Raw genomic sequence first — 20,595 nt, forward strand, 5'->3', positions numbered from 1 at the left:
GAGCGGCTTGCGCGCTGTTCGCGCTGTTCGCCGCGTCAGCGGATCGTGACCTTGACGACGTTGGAGATCCCGCCACCGCCGACGATGCGCAGGTTGTTGAGGCCCTTGATGCCCAGCTTGACCCGCAGGTTGTACGTGGCGTCGTGGTTGGTGTTCATCGACGCGGGCAGCGAGACCCAGCGCTTGCCCTGCATCTGCTGGAGCGTCACCCGCGTGCCGACCTTGATGTTCTTGGTCGCGCCGTAGATCCGGAACTGCTGCCATGCGTTGATCGCGCTGACCGTCGCCTTGGCGGTGATGGCGGGTCGGGCGACGGCGGGTGCCACGGCGACGCTGTCCGCCGCGACGGCCTGGGCCACGGGGGCGGTCAACAGCGTGAGGGCGGTGAAACCGGTGGCACAGGCTCGCGAGAAGCGAAGCATGAAGGCTCCTACGGGGTGAACTCTGACATTTCGTCACATCGTAGGAGCCTGTCGCCACTTCACCGGAGAGTGACGCGCCGGGGCGGGCACGGGATTCCGGTCAGGAACCGCCGGGCTCCGGACCCGCGTCCGCAGCCGTGCCGGTGCCAGTGCCAGTACGTGCGTCCGTGCCCGCCCCCGGACCCGCGCCCGCATCCAGACGGTCTCCTCACCGCGCTTCAGAGCGTGTCCTCACCGCGCTCCAGCAGCGTGGCCGCGGAGCCGACGATGCGCGGGTCGGGCGTACCGACCACCTCGTCGTCCCTGTCCGCGTAGTCGAAGCGGGCGAGGACGCTGCGCATGGCCTCGACGCGCGCCCGCTTCTTGTCGTTGCTCTTGACCACCGTCCATGGCGCGTAGGCGGTGTCCGTCTCACGGAACATCGCCACCTTGGCGGCGGTGTAGTCGTCCCAGCGGTCGAGTGAGGCGAGGTCCATCGGGCTGAGCTTCCACTGCCGCACCGGGTCGACCTGCCGGATGGTGAACCGGGTGCGCTGCTCGTCGCGCGAGACCGAGAACCAGAACTTCACCAGGTGGATGCCGTCGTCCACCAGCATCCGTTCGAAGGCCGGGGCCTGCCGCATGAAGCGGTGGTACTCGTCGTCCGAGCAGAAACCCATGACCCGCTCGACGCCCGCCCGGTTGTACCAGGAGCGGTCGAACATCACGATCTCGCCCGCGGTCGGCAGGTGGGCGACGTACCGCTGGAAGTACCACTGCCCGCTCTCGCGCTCGGTCGGCTTCTCCAGGGCAATCACCCGTGCGCCGCGCGGGTTCAGGTGCTCGATGAACCGTTTGATGGTGCCGCCCTTGCCCGCGGCGTCCCGGCCCTCGAAGACGATGACCAGCCGCTGGCCGGTCTCCTTCACCCAGCTCTGGAGTTTCAGCAGTTCGATCTGCTGGAGCCGCTTGTGCAGTTCGTACTCGGGCCGCTCCATCCGCGTGTCGTACGGGTAGTTCTCCCGCCAGGTGTCGACGACGCTGCCGTCCGCCCTGACCAGGACCGGGTCGTCCTGGTCGGTGTAGTCGACATGCATGCCCGCAAGGAGTGCGGAGCCGTCGGTGCCTGCGCTCATCGCTCGCCCGCCCTTCGCCGGTGGAACCGTCAGTGGACCCGGTGGTCCTCAGCCACCGCGGGTGGCCTCAGTGGAACTGCGGAATGATCAGATACAGCCCGTAGAGCACCGCGCACGCGCACGCCAGGAAACACGCCCCTGCGCCCGCGAACTGTCCCGCGCCGCTGCCGCCCGACGCCCGTACGGTGTCGCGGGCGGAGAGCGCGAGCACCCCGACCGCGAAGACCACGACCACGCCGACGGTGACGCCGAAGCTCACCGCGGCCACCTCGCCCAGCGCGTTCCAGTCCACACTCATACTGCTGTTCCCCTTTTCCCCGATGATGCCGGTGATTCCGGTGGCGTCGCCGCTCAGACGCCCGCGCCGGCGGGCGCGGCGGGACGGACGGAGGTGGTGTGGCCGTGGTTCACATTGTCGGCGTGGACCGGGTTGCGGCGCGAGAGGACGACGATGCCGCCCGCCACCGCGACGGCGATCAGCGCGATCACCACGACACCCGGCGTGCCGCCGTGCACGACGACGCTCGCGGCCACCGCGCCGACCGCCGCGGCCGAGGGCAGCGTCACCAGCCAGGCGAGCGCCATCCGGCCCGCGGTGCCCCAGCGGACCTCGGCGAGCCTGCGTCCCATGCCCGCGCCGAGGATGCCGCCGGAGCAGACCTGCGTGGTGGACAGGGCGAAGCCCAGATTCGCGGAGGACAGGATGACCGCGGTGGACGCCGACTCCGCGGCGAAGCCCTGCGGCGACTCGATGTCGACCAGGCCCTTGCCCATGGTGCGGATGATCCGCCAGCCGCCCAGGTACGTGCCGAGCGCGATGGCCAGTCCGGCGGCGAGGATCACCCAGACGGGCGGACCGGCGTCGTGGCCGAGCGCTCCGCAGGAGATCAGCGCGAGGGTGATGACGCCCATCGTCTTCTGCGCGTCGTTGGTGCCGTGCGCCAGCGAGACCAGCGAGGCGGAGGCGATCTGGCCGATCCTGAAGCCCTTGGAGACGGTGTCCTTACGGGCCCGGCCGGTGAGCCGGTAGGCGAGGTACGTCGCGGCGAGCGCCGCGAGGCCGGCCACGACCGGCGAGGCCACGGCGGGGATGAGGATCTTCTCGACGACCTTGCCGAAGTGGACGCCGTGCCGGCCCGCACCGACCCACACGGCGCCGATCAGGCCGCCGAAGAGCGCGTGCGAGGAACTGGACGGCAGTCCGAGCAGCCAGGTCATGAGATTCCACAGGACGGCGCCCACCAGGCCCGCGAAGATCATGCCGGGAGTCACCAGCGCGTCGTCGACGATGCCGCCGGAGATCGTCTTCGCGACTTCCGTCGACAGGAAGGCGCCCGCCAGGTTCAGCACGCCGCTGAGCAGGACGGCGACCTTCGGCCGCAGCGCTCCCGTGGCGATGGACGTGGCCATCGCGTTGGCGGTGTCGTGGAAACCGTTGGTGAAGTCGAAGGCCAGGGCCGTGACGATGACCAGTGCCACAAGGAATGTGATGTGGTCCATGTGCCCAGGGAAGCAGCCCCCGGCGTACGCACGGGGAAGGGCGGGTGAAGGACCGGAGTGAAGGAGTGGGCGGACCCGCGCCGGGCGGTGCTTGACTGGTCCCGTGCGGGGCGGTATGGAGATCCCGTCACCGCGCGGACGGTGCGAATGGGGGGAACCATGAAGCCGCTCGAAGCGGGTGATCCCACTTCCGTGGGCGAAGGCAGATACCGGCTGGCCGGCCGGCTCGGCCAAGGCGGAATGGGTGTGGTGTACTTCGGCCGGTCGCGGTCCGGCCGGGCGGTGGCGGTCAAGGTCGTACGCCCCGAGTTGAGCACCGAGCCGGGATTCCGGCGCCGCTTCGCCGACGAGGTGGCGGCGGCGCGCCGGGTCGGCGGCTTCCACACCGCGCCCGTGGTGGACGCCGATCCGCACGGCGAACCGGCCTGGCTGGTCACGGCGTTCGTGCCGGGGCCCACGCTGGCGGACGTGCTCGCCGATGTCGGCGCGCTGCCGACGGACACCCTCACGGTGCTGGCGGCCGGGCTGGCGGAGGCGCTGGAGGCGATCCACCGGGCGGGGGTGATCCACCGCGACTTCAAGCCCGCGAACATCATCGTGGCCGAGGACGGCCCGCGCGTCATCGACTTCGGCATCGCCCGCGCCCTCGACGGCACGGCGCTCACCCAGACCGGGCTCCAGATCGGCACCCCCGGCTTTCTCGCGCCCGAGCAGCTGACCGGCGGTCAGGTCAGCGCGGCGGTCGACATGTTCGCGCTGGGCGTGGTGCTCAGCCAGGCGGCGGGAGGCGCGCCCTTCGGTGACGGTCCGTCAGCGGCCCGGCACTACCGGGTCGTTCACGAGTCGCCGGACCTCAGGGCGGTACCTGACGAACTGCGCGCGCTGGTGGCCGCGTGTCTGTCGAAGGAGGCCGCCGCGCGGCCCACCCCTTCGGAGTTCCTGAGCAGGCTGACGGTACGTCACCCGGAGGACGGCGACTGGCTGCCCGCCGAGGCGACGGCGCTGCTGACGCGGGTGGAGCCGCAGGCCGTACCGCCCGCGGTCTCGACGCCCCCGCCCCCGCCCCACGCCGCCGGGCCCGCCGCCGCGTCCGCGCCGACCGCCTCCTACGCGGGGCCCCCGGCGGGGAGTTCGCCGTCGCCGCTCGCGTCCCCGTACGGTCCGGGGCAGGGATACGGCGGCCCGCCGACGCCCACGCCCACCCCGACGCCCGGTTTCGGTCCGCCGTCGGGGCCGCCGCGCGACCGGCGCAAGGGGACCGCGGCCGTGGGTCTTGTCGTGGTGGCCGCCGTCGCGGGGGCGCTGGTCTGGCATCCGTGGACGTCCGGCTCCGCGAAGGACGACAACGCGGGCGCTCCCTCGGGCGGGCACACCACGACCGCCTCGTCGGCGCCGCCGACCCCGGCGCCGTTCCCCGATGTGCCGCTGCTGGTCCGGGTGGACACCGCCCCCGGCTGGCCCGCCACCTGCCACTCCTACATCGCGCTGCGCGACAGCACGACCGACCGCCTCAAGCGGCTCGCGTCGGGCAGCCCGTGCGACTTCCTCCCCAAGTGGTCGCCCGACCGCAAGACCGTCGCCTTCACCCGCAGGACCGCCCAGGACACCTCGGTGTGGACGGTCGGCGCCGACGGCACCGGCGCCAAGCGAATCGCCGAGACCTCGGGCGGCCGGGTCTCCTGGTCTCCCGACGGCGGCAAACTGGCCGTGCTGCGCAAGACCGGCGGCGTCCAGCAGCTCTACGTCGTGGACGTCGCGGACGGCTCCGCCCAGCAGATGACCACCGGCAGCACCCGTATCGAGGACCCTTCCTGGTCACCGGACGGCACCCGTATCGCGATCTGCGTCGAGAAGGGGACGGGCAACTGGCAGATCAACATGGTCGATCCGACGACGCCGGGCGCCGCCCCGCAGCGGATCACCGACTTGCCCCGGCCCGCCCTCGACCCGGTCTGGTCCCCCGACGGCAAGGTCTTCGCCTACACCTCGGGCGACTACGGCAAGGGCACGCAGGGCGACATCCGCCTCGTCGGCACCGACGGCACCGGCGACCGGCCGCTGGCCGCCACCCCGGCCCACGAGATGGACCCCGACTGGTCTCCCGACGGCGCGTGGGTGGCCTTCGTCCGCGGCCCGCTCGCCACTCCCGAGATCTGGGCGGTCCGCGCCGACGGCACCGGCGAACGGCGGCTCAGCACCGACGCGGCCACGGAAGGGCACCCCGCCTGGGCGGTCAAGGGCGGCGGCTGAGCCCGGGGTCGGGCGACCGGTCCGACCGATACGGCGACGAGCACGGTCGCCACCGCCGTACGCGACGCCCCGGCGGCGCCCTGATTCGGCGTCCCCCTGCCCCGGCATGTCCACCGCGCGGCGGACCTCGCCGCGCGCCGCCACAAGCAGCGCGAAAAGTCTGAGAGTTGACTCTCATACATTGTGAGAGGACACTCTCACGCCATGGAACCGGGTAACCGTTTGGGAGACATCGAGATCACCGACCCCAAGGCGATGCGCGCGCTCGCGCATCCGGTGCGGTTGGCGATCCTGGAGCATCTGCAACGCAACGGGCCCGCGACGGCCACCGTGCTCGCACCCCGCGTCGGGGCGACCCCTTCGGTGACGAGCTGGCATCTGCGCCATCTCGCGGGCTTCGGGCTCGTCCGGGACGCGGACCCCGATCCGGACGCCGGGGGCGACGGGCGACGGGACCGGCGTGAGCGGCGGTGGCAGGCGGTCGCGCGCGGCTTCCGCTTCGAGGTGCCGGAGGACGACGGGGACGAGGAGGGCCGCTCGGCGGCGCGGTTGCTCTCGCGTGAGATGTTCCTGCGCTCCGCCGATCTGCCGGCCCGCTGGGCGGCCACCGTGGAGCCCGGCCTCGATCCCGCGTGGCGGCGGCTCTCGGGGCTCGCCAACACGCGCGTCATGGTCACACCCGAGGAGGCCGCCGCCATCGAGGACGGGATCGAGCGCGTGCTCGCGCCCTATGTGACGCGGGACGCGGCGGACCGCCCGGCCACCGCCCGCTCCGTACGCCTGCTGCGCTACACGCTCCCTGAAGGTGAACCTCAAGGTGAGGGTGAAGGTCCGGCTGAGGTTGAGGCACAGGGCCGCGCACCGGGCACGGAATCGGGCGCGGACTCGTATACGGATACCGGTACGCGTACGGCCGCGCGTAAGGACGACGACGGCGACGGGGGCGGCACCCGGTGACCGGCGCAGCGACGCGGCCGCCCCCGATATCCGTGGCACGCGACCGCCGCTTCGTCCGCTTCTGGGCCGGCCAGAGCGTCTCGCAGTTCGGCGACCGGATCAGCGAACTTGCCCTGCCGCTGATCGCGGTGAGCGCGCTGCACGCCTCCGCCAACCAGGTGGCGTGGCTGACCGCGCTGATCTGGACACCGAATCTGCTGGCGATCGTCCTGGGCGCGTGGGTCGACCACCAGGCCCGCAAGCGCGGCCTGATGGTGGCCGCGGATCTGATCCGCGCCGGGGTGCTGCTGTCGCTGCCCGTCGCGTACCTGGCGGGGGCGGTGACGCTCGGTCAGCTCTACGCGGTGGCGCTGCTGATCGGCGCCGCCGAGGTGCTGTTCAACACCTCCTATCCCCCGTTCTTCGCCCACCTCGTGCCGCGCTCGTCGTATGTGGACGCGAACAGCAAGCTCAGCGCGAGCCGGTCCGCGTCGTATGTCGCGGGTCCTGCCGTGGGCGGCGCGCTCGTGCAGGCGCTGACCGCGCCGGTGGCCGTCGTGGTCGACGCGCTGTCCTTCCTCGCCTCGGCCGTGCTGATCGGGCGGATCAGGATCGACGAGCCGCCGGTCGCCGCGGGCGCGCGGGACGCGCCGCTGCTGCGGCGGGCGAAGGAGGGGCTGGCGTTCGTCGTACGGCACCCGGTGCTGCGGGCCGGGCTCGGCACCTCGACCACCATCAACTTCTTCACCTTCGTCTCCGGCAGCGGTCTGATGGTGCTCTTCGCCACCAGGAGCCTCGGTCTGTCGGCCGGCTTCATCGGCCTGGCCTTCGGCATCGGTTCCACGGGCGCGCTGCTCGGCGCGGTCCTGGCGCCGCGGATCTCGCGGTGGATCGGGATGGGGCGCAGCATCGCGATCGGCGCGGTGCTCTTCCCCGCGCCGACCGCACTGGTGGCGGTCGCCGACGGGCCGCCGTGGGTCGGCGCCGTGGCGCTGACCGGCACCGAGTTCCTTTCCGGCCTCGGTGTCATGCTCTTCGACGTCAACCTCAACTCCCTTCAGGCGTCCGTGATCCCCGACGGGATGCGCAGCCGGGTCTCCGGCGCGTACGCCACGGTCAACTACGGCATCCGTCCGCTCGGCGCGGTCGTCGGCGGCGTGCTCGCGACCTTCCTCGGGCTGCGTACGACCCTGCTGGTCGCGGCGGTCGGCGGGGCGCTGTCCGTGCTGTGGCTGCTGCCGTCGCCGGTGCCCGGCATCCGTTCGATCGACCAGGACGAGCGCCCGGAGGACATCACGAACGCCGAGGACACGGCAGGGACGGCAGACACGGCGGTCGGCGAGGAGGTGGCGGACACGGCAGCGGCCGACGGCGCGGTGGCCGCCGGCCGCGGGCGGGGCCGTCGAGACGAGCAGGATCAGGAGGTGGCGCCGTGACCGGGGGTCAGGGCGTGGCGCCGTACACCTGGACCTCGTAGAGCGAATAGCCGTACGCCGTACCGCGCGCCGTGCCGTTGACGCGGACGTAGCGGCCGGTGCCGGTGAGGCCGGTCAGGTCCTCGGTGCCGCCCTTGCCCGCGGTGGTGGAGTAGACCGTGGTCCAGGCGGCGCCGTCCGGGGAGGTCTGGACGGTGTAGCTCTTGGCGTAGGCGGCCTCCCAGCTCAGCTTCACCCGGCTGATGTGCGCGCTCGTGCCCAGGTCGACCCGGATCCACTGCGGGTCGGAGCCTTCCTTGCTGGCCCAGCGGGTGGAGGTGAGGTCGCCGTCGACCGCCTTGCTCGCGGGGTAGGCGGTGGATTCGGTGGAGGAGGCGGTGGCGGACCTGCCCTGCGAGAGCAGGGTGTCACCGCCGCCCGGTGGCGGTCCCGTGCCGCCGGAGGGGGTGAAGTTCCACTGGCTCGCGGCCCCGGAGCAGCCTCCGGCGGTGAGCGTCGAGCCGCTCGCCCGGAAGCACTTCTGCCCGGTCTGGATGTCGGAGACGGTGAGATTCGGGTTGACCGACCACTGCTGGTTCGGGCCGCCGTCGCAGGCCCTGAGTGTGATCGACGAGCCGGACAGGGTCGCGCAGAGATTGTTGCTGATCAGGAAGGCGCCGTGGAAGGTGAACGCCTGCGCTGCGGAGCCGGTGCAGGCCGCCGTGTCCAGCTTGGTGCCGCTGGCCGAGCTGTTCCCCGGATTGTCCAGGCACTGCCCGGTGGAGACGTTCTTGTACTGGCCGACGGTGGTGGTCGGCCGGGCTCCGCCGTAACAGGCGCCGGTCTTGGTGTTGAAGACGGGCGTGGCGTCGTACGGCTCGTTGGACGGCGGGTCCACGACGACGGATTCGAGCACCGGCGTGCTGTCGTCGTTGTAGTGGGTCAGCGCGTCCTCGCAGTCGATGGCGTCGAAGGCGTTGCCGCCCTGGCCGCCGAGCCAGAGGTCGAAGTGGTACAGATTCGGGCCGCCGTTGGGGCCGTGGCCGCTCCAGTCGGCGCCGCACTCCTCGCAGGAGTCCTCCATCACGAAGTACTTGCCGACCCTTGGCACCCAGATCCGCGTGCCCGCCGGTATCTCCTTGGTGGACGAGGCGAAGGTGATCGGGTCGGCGTAGGTCCCGGTGCCGCCGGCCGTGTCGTGCAGGCCGGGGTAGGAGATGTCGCCGCCGGGCGGGGTGTTGTCGTACCAGCCGTAGAAGGTGAGGAACGCCTGCCGGTCGGTGGAGGCCGCCGCCGCGGGGGACTTCGGGGCGGCCGAGGCGTACGGGGTCGCGCCGACGAGCGCGGCCATGACGGCCAGGACGAGGGCGCACAGGACGGCCGCGCCGCGCGGGGTACGCAGGCGGCTCATGCGGCCGGGCTCCAGTAGTCGCCCGCCATCACGATGTACACGAGCATCTTGATGGTCTCGCCGTAGTAGGCGTCCTCGAAGGGGTTGGAGGCGAGCTGCTTCCAGATCGCGTCGGTCCACGCCTGGTCGCCCGAGGCCATGGCGGCGGGACCGGCCGAGTCCCCGGCCTCCTCCGCCTCGGTGTCGCCCGAGACGTTGCCGTTGGCGCAGTTGAGCTTGATGTGCGGCTGGACCTTGGCCGGGTTGCCGCCGGACAGCGACTTCAGGCAGGCGGACTCCTTCTTCGCCGCGCCGTAGGCCACGGCGGCGGTCGAGGAGCCGTTGACCAGGGCGTCGGTGCCCAAGTGCCAGGGCACGCGCAGGGAGTTGTAGCCGACGATGTTGTCCGGCTGGTCCTCCTGGTAGTCGGCGGGGGCGGGCTTGGGGCTGGTGGTGTTGGCGTTGACGACGAAGTCGGAGAGCAGTCCGGCGGACGAGGAGTAGCCCGCGGTGAACTCGCTGATCACGGCCTCGGTGCGGGTGACGACCTTGTTCCAGTCGTGCGCGGTGTCGTAGGCGGCGAAGGCGCGCAGATGGTCGAGCATCATGTCGGACGGCCGGGTGTCCGTGGTGGGGCCGTCGTCCTCGCACTTGAGGTGGCCGTCGGGCGCGACGTCGTGGGCGTAGAAGGAGGCGAGCCACGCCTTGGCGTCCGCTGTGTAGCCGCCCCACTGCTTGTCGGCGAGGATCAGGCCGTAGCCGATGTCGAGGTCGCCGTCGGTGGCCGAGTCCGGGGTGCCGCTGTCGGTGTACTTGCAGGTCTTGCCGTCGAGTTGCCACTGCATGAGGCCGTCGGCGTCCTTGTGGTCCTTGACGAGCTGCCACAGGCCGTCGAACTCGGCCTTGGCGTCGCTGTCGTAACCGGCCATCAGGGGCACGATGTTCATGCCGTAGCCCTGGGCCTCGGAGACCGTGCCGTTGTGCGGGGCGTCGTCGTCGCCCTTGGTCGAGACGTAGTACTCGTTGGAGGCGCAGCCCTTGACCAGGTAGGCGCTCTTCCAGGAGTCGTACGCCTTCTTCACCGCCGCGTCGCGGGTGGTCTGCGTCGCGGAGGGCAGCACGCCCACCTTGTACGCGGTGTGCGCGGGGAACGGGTGCGCCGGGGCGGTGGCGGCGTCGGCCGTTCCGCCGCCCGCGGTCGCCAGCAGGCCGAAGGACGCGCAGGCGGCGACCGTACAGGCCGCCAGCCTCCTCGTCCTCGTCTTCACGGGTCGTGGCATCTTCCAACTCCTCGTCGGTTGTGGGGTACGGCGCCGGGCACGGGAGCGCGCACCGGGCAGGAGAGGGTCGTCGCGATAGTTAGGAAAGGTTCCTAACCTGCTTGAGGAGTAAGAGTGTTGCTCCGGACGCGGCGCGTCAAGGGGTCGGGCGCGGACCTTGACCTGACCGGGATTCAGGTACGTGACGCCGTCGCGGACTTCGGCCCGGCCGACCGGCCCGGCGCCGGCTCATGCGAGCAGGTCGGCGACCGCGGCGATCCCTTCCGTGACGGCGCGCTCGTTCACATTGCCGAATCCCAGGACGAGTTGGGCCGGAGACTGCGCGCCCGTCGAACGGAACGCGCTCATGCCGTAGAGGCCGACCGCGCGGCCACGGGCGGCGGCGATGACGGAGTGTTCGGTGACGCCGGGCCGCGCGGCGGCGTCGAGGTGCGCCACGGCGTGGAAACCGGCGGCCAGGCCGCTGAGCCGGATGGCGGGCGCGTGCGCGGCGAGCGCCGCCTTGAGTGCTTCGCACCGGGCCCCGTAGGTCCCGCGCATCCGCCGCAGATGGCGGTCGAAGCGGCCCGATTCGATCAGCCGGGCCAGGGCCAGTTGGTCGAGGGTGGGTGAGCCGCGGTCGCTGAGATGCTTGTCGGCCACGATCGCGTCGACGAGCGCGGGCGGACAGAGCAGCCAGCCGATCCGCAGCGCGGGCACCAGGGATTTGCTGACGGTGCCGATGGCGACGACCCGGTCGGCGGCCAGGCCCTGGAGCGCGCCGACCGGCTCGCGGTCGTAGCGGAACTCGGCGTCGTAGTCGTCCTCGACGACCACGGCGTCCCTGCGCACCGCCCACTCGATCAGCGCCAGGCGCCGCTCGGGCGCCAGCACCACGCCGGTCGGCCACTGGTGGGCCGGGGTCACGACGACCGCGCGGGCGCCGGTCGCTTCCAGCGCGGTCACGTCGACGCCGTGCTCGTCGACGGGTACGGGGACGGCGGTCAGGCCCGCCGCCGCGGCCGCCGGCCCGATCACGGCGTGGGAGCCGGGGTCCTCGTACGCCACAGTGCGGACGCCGGACCGGGCGAGCGCGCGCAGGGTCAGGGCGAGGCCCTGGGCGTACCCGGAGCAGATCACGGTCCGCTCCGGGTCGGCCGCGGCGGCCCGTACCCGGCGCAGGTATCCGGCCACCACCTCGCGCAGCAGCGCGTGGCCGCGCGGGTCGCCGTAGTCGAGGGCCGAGGCGGGCATGGCGCGGACCGCCTCGCGCATCGCCCACAGCCAGTCGGCGACGGGGAACGCGGCCAGGTCGGGGACGCCCGCCTGGAAGTCGGCGAGCAGGCGCGGTGCGGGCGGCCTCCTCGGCTGCGGCGCGGGCGGCGCGCAGGCCCCGGCGGCGACGCGGGTCGCGGAGCCGACCCGCGTGACCAGATAGCCCTCGGACTGGAGCTGGGCGTAGCAGTCCTGGACGAGGCCGCGCGAGACGCCGAGGGCCGAGGCCAGTTCCCGGGAGGAGGGCAGTCGCTCGCCGACCTGGAGCCGGCCGGATCTGATCGTGTCCCGCACCCCGCGTTCGAGCTGCGACCGCAGCGGTTCCGTACTGTCCCGGTCGATCACAAGCAACAGTTCCGGCGACAAACCGGACCACTCCAGTGGCATGAAAATGGAGCTTACCCGGGTACCGGCCGCACCCCTAGCGTCAATGCCATGACGACCACGACGCGCGCCTCCGACGCCGCCGACCCCGCCGCGCAACCAGATGCCGACGACCCCTCGGAGCCCGCCACCTGCCGTGAGCCGACCCCGGCCCCGGAACCCGCCTCGGCCTCGGACCGAGATCCGCGCCTGGACTCGGGTCCTGCCCAGGGGCCCGGCTCGGACCGGGAGGCGGGCCTGACCTCGGCTCCCGCCGAGAGGCCCGGCTCGGGCGAGGAGACGGCTCTCGCCACGGGCCAAGGACCGGAGCCCGGCTCCGGCAATGAGGCGAATCCGGCTTCGGGCTCCGCCCAGGAGCCCGCTTCAGGCCGGGAGGCGGGGGCGGACTCGGGTCCCGCCCAGGGGGGCGGCTCGGGGCAGGCACGGGACTGCTCGTCGGCCGCTCGCGGTCCGGCGGCGACCGGCTCGGGGGCAGGGGCCGGGTCGGGCGGCGTGCGGCCGACGCTGGTGACGCGGGAGTTGCTGTTGCGCTGCGCCACGATCGTCGGCGCGTCGGCGAGCTTCTTTCTGCTGTTGTCGGTGGTGCCGCTGTACGCGGAGCGGTCCGGCGCGAGTGGCGGGGCGGGGCTGGCGTCGGGGACGCTGATGCTGGCCACTGTCTGCGGCGAGCTGGCCACGCCTCGGCTCGTCGCCCGGTACGGGTACCGGCGGGCGCTGGCGGCCGGTCTCGTGCTGCTCGGCGCGCCCGCCCTGGTGCTGACCGCGTCGGACGGCATGGCGTGGATCGCGGCGGTCTGCTTCGTCCGGGGCGTGGGCTTCGCCCTGACCATCGTCGCGGGCGGCGCGCTGACCGCGACGCTCATCCCCGCCGAGCGGCGGGGCGAGGGCCTCGCGCTCGCGGGCGCCATGGAGGGGGTGCCCTCGTTCATCGCGCTGCCGCTCGGAGTGTGGTTCGCCGCGCACGTCGGATACACCGCCGTCTGCGTGGCCGGTGGGCTGCTGGCGCTCGCCGCCGTCGCGGTCGTTCCCGCCCTGCCGGGACACGCGCCGGCCGGGGACGGGCACAAGGCGTCGGTGGGTGTGCTGGCCGGATTCCGTACCGGCGCGCTGGCCAGGCCCACCGCCGTCTTCGCGACCACCGCGCTCGGCGTAGGGATCATCGTGACCTTCCTGCCGCTCGCCGTGCCCTCCGGCGCGACCGGCCTGGTCGCCGCGGCCCTCTTCGTACAGCCCGCCGCGTCCACCGCGGCCAACTGGTTCGCCGGACGCAGCGGCGACCGGCACGGCTCGCAGCGCCTCGTGCTGCCCGCCCTGCTGCTGTCGGCTTCCGGGCTGCTGCTCACCGCTCTCACCGGCAGCGCGGTCGCGGTCCTCACCGGCGTCGCCCTCTTCGGCGTCGGCTTCGGCATGGCCCAGAACGCGACGCTGGCCCTGATGTACGCGCGCGTCCCGGAGTCCGGCTACGGCACGGTCAGCGCGCTGTGGAACTCCGCGTACGACGCCGGGATGGGTTTCGGCGCCCTCGGATACGGCGCGCTGGCCGCCGCCACGGGCTATCCGCTCGCCTTCACGCTCACCGCGGGCCTGATGCTCGTCGCGCTCGTACCGGCCCTGGGCGACCGGCGCCGCCCGTCCGTCGCCGCGCGGTGAGCCTACGGAGTCGCGGTGCCGACCCCGCCCCGGCGGTCAGCCCTCGCCGCGGGCCGCGGCCTGGCGGCGGCGCTTGCCGAGGGCGGCCTGCGACAGGTCCTCGGCGTTCGAGGTGAGGTTCTTCCAGCCGTAGCCGCGCTCGGTCAGCCAGCCGCGGGCGGCGGCCTCGGCGCGCTCCGTAGCCTCCAGGATGTCCTCTTCCGCCTCGCCCGAGTCCAGGTAGCGGAAGGTGAAGAAGGGGCGGGCCGCGAGGTCGTAGGTCAGGGTGCCCTCGGCGGTGAAGGCGGCGTGCAGGATGTCGTGCTCCGCCGCCCGCGCGAGGAGTGCGGTCCGCTGGTCCGCGGTGAGCGCGTCGAAGGCGCCGCGGACGGTGATCCGGAAGGTGCGTGTACTCATCCCCGGATCGTAGGCAGCCGGTCGGCGATCGGCGTACCGGTTTTCCCGGCGAACCGTGGCGGCCGTGGTGATCGCGACGACCGCAGCGACCGCGGCGGCCGGGCAGACCGGGCGCCCGGCCGTCCGGTGCCGCCCTCTCCACCGCCGCCGGCCGCTCGTCCCGCCTTGTGCTTGACAGGCACTCCCGATGCTGATTTTTTAGCTGTCATACGCCCGAACCGAATGGTCGGTCGGTGCATCCACAAGGTGGTGGGCAGCGGTGACTCAGGGCAGCGACGCCAGGCTCGACACGGGACCGGCACCGGGTCCGCCCCCGGACGCGGTGCGAGCGGCCGCGCGAGGGACCACGGACGGGGCCGAAAACGGGGCCGGGATCGCGGCGGCGCAGGCGATGTTCTCGGCCGACCGGGCGTCGAACGGGCTCGGTATCGAGCTACTGCACCTCGGTGAGGGCGTCGCCGTCGTGCGGATGGTCGTCACCGCCGCGATGGTCAACGGGCACGGCACCGCCCACGGCGGCTATCTCTTCCTGCTGGCCGACACCGCCTTCGCCTGTGCCTGCAACACCGACGGGGCGGCGACCGTCGCCGCGGCGGCGGACATCGACTTCGTCGCCCCGGCCCATGAGGGCGACGCGCTGCTGGCCACCGCCCGCGAGCGGGCGCGGTTCGGCCGCAGCGGGATATACGACGTACAGGTGCGGCGGGGCGACGAGCTGATCGCCGAATTCCGCGGCCGGAGCCGTACGCTGCGCGGCGCCGACGCGAAGGAGACCTCGTGAGCCACCTGGGCGGGACGACCCCGCGGGAGACCCCGGACGCGGCGGAGCGGATGACCCGCGCGGAGCTGACGGACCTTCAGCTCACACGGCTCCAGGCGACGTTGCGCCACGCGTATGCCCATGTGGAGCTGTACCGGCGGAAGTTCGACGAGGCGGGTGTCGTACCCGCCGACTGCCGGACGCTGGAGGATCTGGCGCGCTTCCCCTTCACCACCAAGGCCGATCTGCGCGACACGTACCCCTTCGGGATGTTCGCCGTGCCGATGTCCGAGGTGCGCCGGGTGCACGCGTCGAGCGGCACCACCGGTCGTCCCACGGTGGTCGGTTACACCGAGGGCGATCTGTCGATGTGGGCCGACGTGGTGGCCCGTTCGATCCGCGCGGCGGGCGGCCGTCCCGGCGACAAGGTCCATGTCGCCTACGGATACGGCCTGTTCACCGGGGGCCTGGGCGCGCACTACGGCGCGGAGCGTGCGGGCTGTACGGTCATCCCCGCGTCCGGCGGCATGACGGCCCGTCAGGTGCAGATCATCCAGGACTTCGAGCCCGAGATCATCATGGTCACCCCGTCGTACATGCTCACGCTGCTCGACGAGTTCGAGCGGCAGGGCGTCGACCCGCGCGGCACCTCGCTGCGGGTGGGGATCTTCGGCGCGGAGCCGTGGACGGAGCAGATGCGCCGCGAGATCGAGGAGCGCTTCGCCATCGACGCCGTCGACATCTACGGCCTGTCGGAGGTGATCGGCCCCGGCGTGGCGCAGGAGTGCGTGGAGACCAAGGACGGTCTGCACATCTGGGAGGACCACTTCTATCCGGAGGTGGTCGACCCGCTGACCGACGACGTCATGCCGCAGGGCGAGAGCGGTGAGCTGGTCTTCACCTCGCTCACCAAGGAGGCGCTGCCGGTGATCCGGTACCGCACCCGCGACCTGACGCGGCTGCTGCCCGGTACCGCGCGGCCCGCCTTCCGCCGGATGGAGAAGGTCACCGGCCGCAGCGACGACATGATCATCCTGCGCGGGGTGAATGTCTTCCCGAGCCAGATCGAGGAGATCGTGCTGCGGACGCCCGGTGTCGCGCCGCACTTCAGGATCGAGCTGACCCGGCGCGGCCGGATGGACCACATGACCGTCTACGCCGAGGCCAGGGCCGAGGCCGGTACGGAGCTGCGGGACGCGGGCGCGGCGGCCATCGCGCAGGGCGTCAAGGACGGTGTGGGCGTGAGCGTCGAGGTGCGGGTCGTGGACCCGGAGACGCTGGAGCGCTCGGTCGGCAAGATCCAGCGGGTCAAGGACCTGCGGGCGAAAGAATGAGGGCGAAGGGCTGAGCGCGAAGGGCTGCGGACGAACGGTTGAGGGCGCGGGCCCCAGCCCCAGCCCCGGCCCGCACCTCACCCGCAAAAGCGGTGGGCGGACCTCCGTACAGGAGGTCCGCCCGTCTGTGCCGTGCGCACACGCCGTACGGCCGCCCCCGCGGAGCGGCCGTACGCGTCCTACTCGATGTCGATCGGGCCGTCGGACGACGTGCCCTTGCCGCCCTTCCCCTTGCCGTTGCGGCCGTCGCCCGGGTGCGTCAGACCGCGCAGCGCGGGCAGGTTGTCCGAGCTGTGCGAGTCCGAACCGGAGCCGCCCTCGCCGCCGTTGAGGTTGTTGCGGACCGAGTCGAGAATCGTCAGCCCCTGGCTGACCAGGCCCGCCGCGATCTCGCTGAGCCCGTCGGCGCCGTTGAGCACGTTGACATTGGCACCGGCCAGACCGCCGGCCGCCTCCTTCACGATCAGCGGGAGCTGGTCGATCAGCATGCGGTCGAGCGCCACCCGGTCGTGCGAGGCCGCCGCGGCGGCCTGGATGCGCATCCGCTCGGCGTCGGCGACGGCGAGCACCCTGATCCGCTCGGCCTCCGCCTCAGCGGGTTTGACGATCTCCGCCACGAGCTGCTGCTGACGCAACTCGGCCGCGCGCAGCGCCAGTTCGGTCTGCGCGGCGAGCACTTCCTGCTGCGCGTGCGCCTGGGCGAGCGGGCCCGCCTGCGCGGCCTCGGCCTGCGCGCGGTCGACCTGCGCCGAGTACTCGGCCTGAACGACGGCGGTCTGCCGGGCGTACTCCGCCTGGTTCCTGGCGGCGATCTGCTGCGCCTCCACCGACGCCTGCGTGGCCTGGGCCTGCGCGATCTGCGCCTGCCGCTGGATGGCGGCCTTGTGCGGCGCCGACATGGCGTCGATGTAGCCGGTCTCGCCGTCGTCGATGGACTGGATCTGCAACGAGTCGACGCTCAGGCCGATCTTCGCCATCTCCGTCTTGGAGGTCTCCAGCACCTCGGAGGCCAGCTTCTGCCGCTCGGTGACGATCTCCTCGACCGTCATCGAGCCGATGATCGACCGCAGGTGACCGGCGAAGATCCGGCCGGTCAGAATCGACATCTGGTCCTGGTCGGACAGGAAACGCTGTCCGGCGTTGACAATGCTCTCGTGGTCGTTGCCGACCTTGAACGCGATGACGGCCTTCACCGTCAGCGCGATGCCCTGCCGGGTCACACAGGTCTCGGCGACTTCCGCCTCGCACATCGCGAGCGTGATGAACCGGGTCTTGCGGAAGACCGGCAGAACGAACTTTCCGTGGCCGGTGACCACACGGAACGGCGCACCCCCCAGTCCACGCCGACCGCCCGAGATCAACATCGCCTCGTCCGGCGCGGGAACGCGGTAACCGAACATCCTTTGTCTCCTTCATGTGCGCCGGCTCAGTCGGCCAGCGCGTCCAACGGGTCGGCCCACTCGATGACGTCCACCTGGCGTGTGCCACGCGAGTCCACCACCAGCACGGTCGCCCCCTTAGGCAGGGGTTCCTCGGACCAGGCGAGGAAGGTCTCGCTGCCTCCTCTGACCCGCACGTAGACCTCACCGGGTCCGGCGAGGCCGCGCGTGCCGATGAGCAGCTCCCCCGTACAACCGATCACGGCTTCGTCCTGCGCCATTCCCGGCCGCCCCTCACTTCTCGTGTCCGTTCCGGTCCTGGAATCTCCGTCTCATTCATCCTCCCACCAGCGGCCTCTTCCGGTCCGTCACCGGTCCGTACCAAATACGGAACGCCGCACCGTACCGCTCATCCGTGGATGGCGATTGGACGCGCCACCGGGGTCCCGCTCGTGCCAGGGTGTGGGAAGACCGTTCCTCTGCTGGGAGGCTGGATGTTCCGGGGCTTCACCGCGCCCTTGTCAGGCAGGACCGAGCGCGACCGTACGACGGCCGCCTCCGCGTTGGCGTACATCCGTACCGAGACGGGCAGCGCGGCCGTGCTGCTCGCGGCCACCCTGGTGGCGCTGGTCTGGGCGAATGTCGCGCCCGGCGGCTACGAGTCGGCGTGGGCGACGCACCTGTCCTTCCGCTTCGGGGACCACGGGCTCGACCTGGACCTGCGGGAATGGGTGAACAGCGGGCTGATGACGCTGTTCTTCCTGGTCGTCGGCCTGGAGGCGCGGCGCGAGTTCGATATGGGCGAGCTGCGCGACCGGCGCCGTATCCCGCTGCCCATGCTGGCCGGGATCAGCGGCATGGCCGTACCGATCGCGATCTACCTCATGGTGAACGCGGGCCGGTCCTCGGTGCACGGCTGGGGCACCGCGATGTCCACCGACACGGCTTTCGCGCTGGGCATGCTGGCGCTGCTCGGCTCGCGGTTCCCCGAACGGCTGCACACCTTCATCCTGACCGTCGCCGTCGTGGACGACTTCCTGGCGCTCGGCGTGATCGCGGTGGCGTACAGCGACCACATCTCGTGGACGCCGCTGATCGTCGGGATCGGCGTCCTGCTGGTGGTGTACGCGGTCCGCAGCGCCGGTGTGCGGCGCGGCGCGGTCTACGGGGTGCTGGGAGTGATCGCCTGGGTGGCGTTCCTGCATTCCGGGGTGGACCCGCTGGTCGTCGGTCTGATCATGGGCCTGCTCTCCTTCGCCTACCCGGCGTCGCGGGACGCGCTGGAGCGGGCGACGGGGCTGTTCCGGTCCTTCCGCGAGCAGCCGACCGCGGAGCTGGAGCGCGAGGCGCGGCTGGGCCTGGCCTCCGCGGTCTCCCCCAACGACCGGCTCCAGCGGCTGTGGCACCCGTGGAGCAGTTATGTGATCGTGCCGCTGTTCGCGCTGGCCAACGCGGGGATCGAGATCAACGGCTCGCTGCTGGCCGACGCCTTCACCTCGCCGATCACGCTCGGCATCCTGCTGGCGTACGGGCTCGGCAAGCCGATCGGCATCGTGGGCGCGTCCGCGCTGGCCACCAGGCTGAGCCGGGGCCGGATGCGGCCGTCGGTCGGCTGGGCGGCGGTGCTGGGCGGCGGTTCCATCGCGGGTATCGGCTTCACGGTGTCGCTGCTGATCGCGACGCTGGCCTTCGACGGGGACCAGCTCGCGCAGGCGAAGATCGGCGTGCTCAGCGCGGTCGTCTTCGCCATGCTCAGCACGACGGTGGTCGCGCTGGTCGCCGGGCGGCTGCCGGAGACGCGCAGGGCGCGTGCCCTGCTGGGCACCGCGGAGTCCGTCGTGGACCTCGTCGAGCCCGTCGACCCGGCCCGCGACCATGTCCGCGGGCCGGTGGACGCGCCGGTGACGATCGTGGAGTACGGCGACTTCGAGTGCCCCTTCTGCGGCCAGGCGGAGACCGTCGTACGCGAGCTGCTCGCCGACTTCGGCGACAGCGTCCGCTACGTGTGGCGGCACCTGCCGCTCAACGACGTGCACCCGCACGCCCAGCTCGCCGCGGAGGCGTCGGAGGCCGCCGCCGAGCAGGGCCGCTTCTGGGAGATGCGGGACCTGCTCTTCGAGCGGCAGGACGCGCTCAAGGTGCGCGATCTGCTGGACCACGCGCGGGAGATCGGGCTCGACGTGGCGCAGTTCAAGGAGTCGCTGCACAAGCGGCACGGCGCGCGGCGGATCGCGAAGGACGTGGAGTCCGCCGACCTGAGCGGGGTGTCGGGCACCCCGACCTTCTTCATCAACGGCCGTCGCCACCATGGCGCGTACGACATCGACAGCCTGTCCGCGGCGGTGATCTCGGCGCGCGAGCGGGCGCTGGTGGAGCAGGGCGGGGCGGAGGCGTAGGGGGACCCGCGGACGGGGCCTACGCCGCCGCGTCCGCGGGGGCTCGCGCGCTCCGGGGTCTCAGGGGTGGAGGGAGCGGACCGCGCGGGGGACGCCTGGGGCCTGGTGGCCGCCGCTGGCGATCATCCGCACCTCGCCGTCCGCGCTGATCTCGGCGCGGACGATCCCCGTCTCGTCCTCGTAGACCGGGTAGCCGCCCGCGCCGGATTTCTCGGTCCTGCGTACGACGACGACGTCGTCCTCCACCGCGGGGGCCTGGAACACCAGCTCGTAGATCTCCGGGTAATCCATATGGGACCTCCTGACCCGCCCATCATCTCCCGCGAGGTCCCGGCCCGCCTCTGGGGACCCGGCCGGTACACCGTCGGTCACGGCGGTGGCGCGGAAGCGGGCGCGACATGGTCCCGGAGGGGCTCGGGAGGACGGGTCGAAAGGCGGACAGAGAGGTGAACGCGGACAGAAAGATGAACAACGTGTCACACCGGCCGGTCGAGGGCGCCGGTCCGCTGACACACCGGCCGCCGCTGTGGTTCCCTGGCGTCATGACCCCGCTGCTCGTGATGCGCCGCCACGTGGACTACGGGCGTGTCACGAACATGGCCTGTCCCGCCGTGCGCTGACGTCGCGCTCTCGACGTCCTGCCGCCCGCAACGGCCGCTGATCAGCCCCTTTCACCACGCAAGGCGCGTTCCCGTGCCGCGCCGTGCCACCGCCGGGTGCCGTCCTCGCCGCCC

19 protein-coding genes are annotated in these 20,595 nt (G+C 72.2%); 8 read left to right on the plus strand and 11 right to left on the minus strand.

All coding sequences use genetic code 11. The features are described 5' to 3' along the window. Positions 1-35: 35 nt before the first annotated feature. From ACZ37P_RS24485 to ACZ37P_RS24500, 4 genes are all read right to left on the minus strand, one after another. Positions 36-422: a hypothetical protein gene (locus ACZ37P_RS24485; protein WP_467348608.1), complete on the minus strand. Its 387-nt coding sequence runs from the start codon at positions 420-422 to the stop codon at positions 36-38. 218 nt (positions 423-640) lie between these two features. After that, the gene (gene ppk2 / locus ACZ37P_RS24490; protein ID WP_355340826.1) at positions 641-1,537 is read right to left on the minus strand and encodes a polyphosphate kinase 2; all 897 of its coding nucleotides are present in this window, start codon (positions 1,535-1,537) and stop codon (positions 641-643) included. Positions 1,538-1,604: 67 nt separating this feature from the next. Continuing rightward, entirely contained in the window at positions 1,605-1,835 is a 231-nt protein-coding gene (locus tag ACZ37P_RS24495) for a hypothetical protein (RefSeq protein WP_467348609.1), read from the minus strand. A gap of 53 nt (positions 1,836-1,888) precedes the next feature. Beyond that, positions 1,889-3,037 carry an inorganic phosphate transporter gene (locus tag ACZ37P_RS24500; protein WP_467348610.1) on the minus strand — a complete coding sequence of 383 codons (1,149 nt, stop codon included), beginning with the start codon at positions 3,035-3,037 and terminating at the stop codon, positions 1,889-1,891. A gap of 192 nt (positions 3,038-3,229) precedes the next feature. Here ACZ37P_RS24500 and ACZ37P_RS24505 point away from each other — a divergent pair, with 192 nt between their 5' ends. From ACZ37P_RS24505 to ACZ37P_RS24515, 3 genes are all read left to right on the plus strand, one after another. Further along, positions 3,230-5,287 (plus strand): protein kinase domain-containing protein, encoded by a 2,058-nt coding sequence (locus ACZ37P_RS24505; RefSeq protein WP_467348612.1) that lies wholly within the window; start codon positions 3,230-3,232, stop codon positions 5,285-5,287. Positions 5,288-5,509: 222 nt separating this feature from the next. After that, entirely contained in the window at positions 5,510-6,244 is a 735-nt protein-coding gene (locus tag ACZ37P_RS24510; RefSeq protein WP_467348614.1) for an ArsR/SmtB family transcription factor, read from the plus strand. 32 nt (positions 6,245-6,276) lie between these two features. Then, a complete protein-coding gene (locus ACZ37P_RS24515; RefSeq protein ID WP_467348616.1) occupies positions 6,277-7,659 on the plus strand; it encodes an MFS transporter in 1,383 nt (460 codons plus the stop codon). A 7-nt stretch (positions 7,660-7,666) separates the two neighbouring features. On the opposite strand, the gene ACZ37P_RS24520 is transcribed toward ACZ37P_RS24515, so the two are convergent. The 3 genes from ACZ37P_RS24520 to pdxR form a co-directional block, all read right to left on the minus strand. Beyond that, on the minus strand, positions 7,667-9,049 hold the full coding sequence (locus ACZ37P_RS24520; RefSeq protein WP_467348617.1) for a discoidin domain-containing protein: 1,383 nt from the start codon (positions 9,047-9,049) through the stop codon (positions 7,667-7,669). Continuing rightward, complete coding sequence (locus ACZ37P_RS24525; protein WP_391161896.1) at positions 9,046-10,308, minus strand: glycosyl hydrolase family 8; 1,263 nt, start codon at positions 10,306-10,308, stop codon at positions 9,046-9,048. Before ACZ37P_RS24525 ends, ACZ37P_RS24520 begins: the two co-directional genes overlap by 4 nt. 228 nt (positions 10,309-10,536) lie before the next feature. Continuing rightward, on the minus strand, positions 10,537-11,949 hold the full coding sequence (pdxR, locus tag ACZ37P_RS24530; protein ID WP_355340850.1) for a MocR-like pyridoxine biosynthesis transcription factor PdxR: 1,413 nt from the start codon (positions 11,947-11,949) through the stop codon (positions 10,537-10,539). Positions 11,950-11,997: 48 nt separating this feature from the next. Here pdxR and ACZ37P_RS24535 point away from each other — a divergent pair, with 48 nt between their 5' ends. Beyond that, positions 11,998-13,596 carry an MFS transporter gene (locus ACZ37P_RS24535; protein ID WP_467348620.1) on the plus strand — a complete coding sequence of 533 codons (1,599 nt, stop codon included), beginning with the start codon at positions 11,998-12,000 and terminating at the stop codon, positions 13,594-13,596. A 36-nt stretch (positions 13,597-13,632) separates the two neighbouring features. On the opposite strand, the gene ACZ37P_RS24540 is transcribed toward ACZ37P_RS24535, so the two are convergent. After that, on the minus strand, positions 13,633-13,992 hold the full coding sequence (locus ACZ37P_RS24540; RefSeq protein ID WP_355340856.1) for a DUF6204 family protein: 360 nt from the start codon (positions 13,990-13,992) through the stop codon (positions 13,633-13,635). A gap of 391 nt (positions 13,993-14,383) precedes the next feature. Between ACZ37P_RS24540 and paaI the strand changes: the two genes are divergently transcribed. Both paaI and paaK read left to right on the plus strand, forming a co-directional pair. Then, a complete protein-coding gene (gene paaI, locus ACZ37P_RS24545) occupies positions 14,384-14,773 on the plus strand; it encodes a hydroxyphenylacetyl-CoA thioesterase PaaI (RefSeq protein ID WP_402712128.1) in 390 nt (129 codons plus the stop codon). A 50-nt stretch (positions 14,774-14,823) separates the two neighbouring features. Next, a complete protein-coding gene (paaK, locus tag ACZ37P_RS24550; RefSeq protein ID WP_355341323.1) occupies positions 14,824-16,086 on the plus strand; it encodes a phenylacetate--CoA ligase PaaK in 1,263 nt (420 codons plus the stop codon). Positions 16,087-16,265: 179 nt separating this feature from the next. Here the strand turns inward: paaK and ACZ37P_RS24555 are convergent, their stop codons facing one another. Both ACZ37P_RS24555 and ACZ37P_RS24560 read right to left on the minus strand, forming a co-directional pair. Next, positions 16,266-17,486, minus strand: a complete 1,221-nt coding sequence (locus ACZ37P_RS24555) for a flotillin family protein (protein ID WP_401853732.1) — start codon at positions 17,484-17,486, stop codon at positions 16,266-16,268. A gap of 26 nt (positions 17,487-17,512) precedes the next feature. Next, positions 17,513-17,746 carry a hypothetical protein gene (locus ACZ37P_RS24560; RefSeq protein ID WP_188285579.1) on the minus strand — a complete coding sequence of 78 codons (234 nt, stop codon included), beginning with the start codon at positions 17,744-17,746 and terminating at the stop codon, positions 17,513-17,515. Between the two features lie 213 nt (positions 17,747-17,959). Here ACZ37P_RS24560 and nhaA point away from each other — a divergent pair, with 213 nt between their 5' ends. Next, positions 17,960-19,861: a Na+/H+ antiporter NhaA gene (nhaA, locus tag ACZ37P_RS24565; RefSeq protein ID WP_467348622.1), complete on the plus strand. Its 1,902-nt coding sequence runs from the start codon at positions 17,960-17,962 to the stop codon at positions 19,859-19,861. Between the two features lie 60 nt (positions 19,862-19,921). Here the strand turns inward: nhaA and ACZ37P_RS24570 are convergent, their stop codons facing one another. Beyond that, the gene (locus tag ACZ37P_RS24570) at positions 19,922-20,152 is read right to left on the minus strand and encodes a DUF6296 family protein (RefSeq protein ID WP_355340867.1); all 231 of its coding nucleotides are present in this window, start codon (positions 20,150-20,152) and stop codon (positions 19,922-19,924) included. Between the two features lie 173 nt (positions 20,153-20,325). Here ACZ37P_RS24570 and ACZ37P_RS24575 point away from each other — a divergent pair, with 173 nt between their 5' ends. Further along, a complete protein-coding gene (locus ACZ37P_RS24575) occupies positions 20,326-20,481 on the plus strand; it encodes a hypothetical protein (RefSeq protein ID WP_355340870.1) in 156 nt (51 codons plus the stop codon). The last annotated feature ends 114 nt before the right edge of the window (positions 20,482-20,595 follow it).

It is taken from the genome of Streptomyces sp. NPDC024632, assembly GCF_055559175.1.

Excerpts from the sequence above, each read along its gene's own strand:
- nhaA (WP_467348622.1), top strand. The coding sequence starts at position 17,960 with ATGTTCCGGGGCTTCACCGCGCCCTTGTCAGGCAGGACCGAGCGCGAC.
- ACZ37P_RS24495 (WP_467348609.1), bottom strand. The coding sequence starts at position 1,835 with ATGAGTGTGGACTGGAACGCGCTGGGCGAGGTGGCCGCGGTGAGCTTC.
- ACZ37P_RS24575 (WP_355340870.1), top strand. The coding sequence starts at position 20,326 with ATGAACAACGTGTCACACCGGCCGGTCGAGGGCGCCGGTCCGCTGACA.
- paaK (WP_355341323.1), top strand. The coding sequence starts at position 14,824 with ATGACCCGCGCGGAGCTGACGGACCTTCAGCTCACACGGCTCCAGGCG.
- ACZ37P_RS24560 (WP_188285579.1), bottom strand. The coding sequence starts at position 17,746 with ATGGCGCAGGACGAAGCCGTGATCGGTTGTACGGGGGAGCTGCTCATC.
- paaI (WP_402712128.1), top strand. The coding sequence starts at position 14,384 with ATGTTCTCGGCCGACCGGGCGTCGAACGGGCTCGGTATCGAGCTACTG.
- ACZ37P_RS24570 (WP_355340867.1), bottom strand. The coding sequence starts at position 20,152 with ATGGATTACCCGGAGATCTACGAGCTGGTGTTCCAGGCCCCCGCGGTG.
- ACZ37P_RS24525 (WP_391161896.1), bottom strand. The coding sequence starts at position 10,308 with ATGCCACGACCCGTGAAGACGAGGACGAGGAGGCTGGCGGCCTGTACG.
- ACZ37P_RS24555 (WP_401853732.1), bottom strand. The coding sequence starts at position 17,486 with ATGTTCGGTTACCGCGTTCCCGCGCCGGACGAGGCGATGTTGATCTCG.
- ACZ37P_RS24500 (WP_467348610.1), bottom strand. The coding sequence starts at position 3,037 with ATGGACCACATCACATTCCTTGTGGCACTGGTCATCGTCACGGCCCTG.
- ACZ37P_RS24540 (WP_355340856.1), bottom strand. The coding sequence starts at position 13,992 with ATGAGTACACGCACCTTCCGGATCACCGTCCGCGGCGCCTTCGACGCG.
- ACZ37P_RS24520 (WP_467348617.1), bottom strand. The coding sequence starts at position 9,049 with ATGAGCCGCCTGCGTACCCCGCGCGGCGCGGCCGTCCTGTGCGCCCTC.
- ACZ37P_RS24485 (WP_467348608.1), bottom strand. The coding sequence starts at position 422 with ATGCTTCGCTTCTCGCGAGCCTGTGCCACCGGTTTCACCGCCCTCACG.
- pdxR (WP_355340850.1), bottom strand. The coding sequence starts at position 11,949 with ATGCCACTGGAGTGGTCCGGTTTGTCGCCGGAACTGTTGCTTGTGATC.
- ppk2 (WP_355340826.1), bottom strand. The coding sequence starts at position 1,537 with ATGAGCGCAGGCACCGACGGCTCCGCACTCCTTGCGGGCATGCATGTC.
- ACZ37P_RS24535 (WP_467348620.1), top strand. The coding sequence starts at position 11,998 with ATGACGACCACGACGCGCGCCTCCGACGCCGCCGACCCCGCCGCGCAA.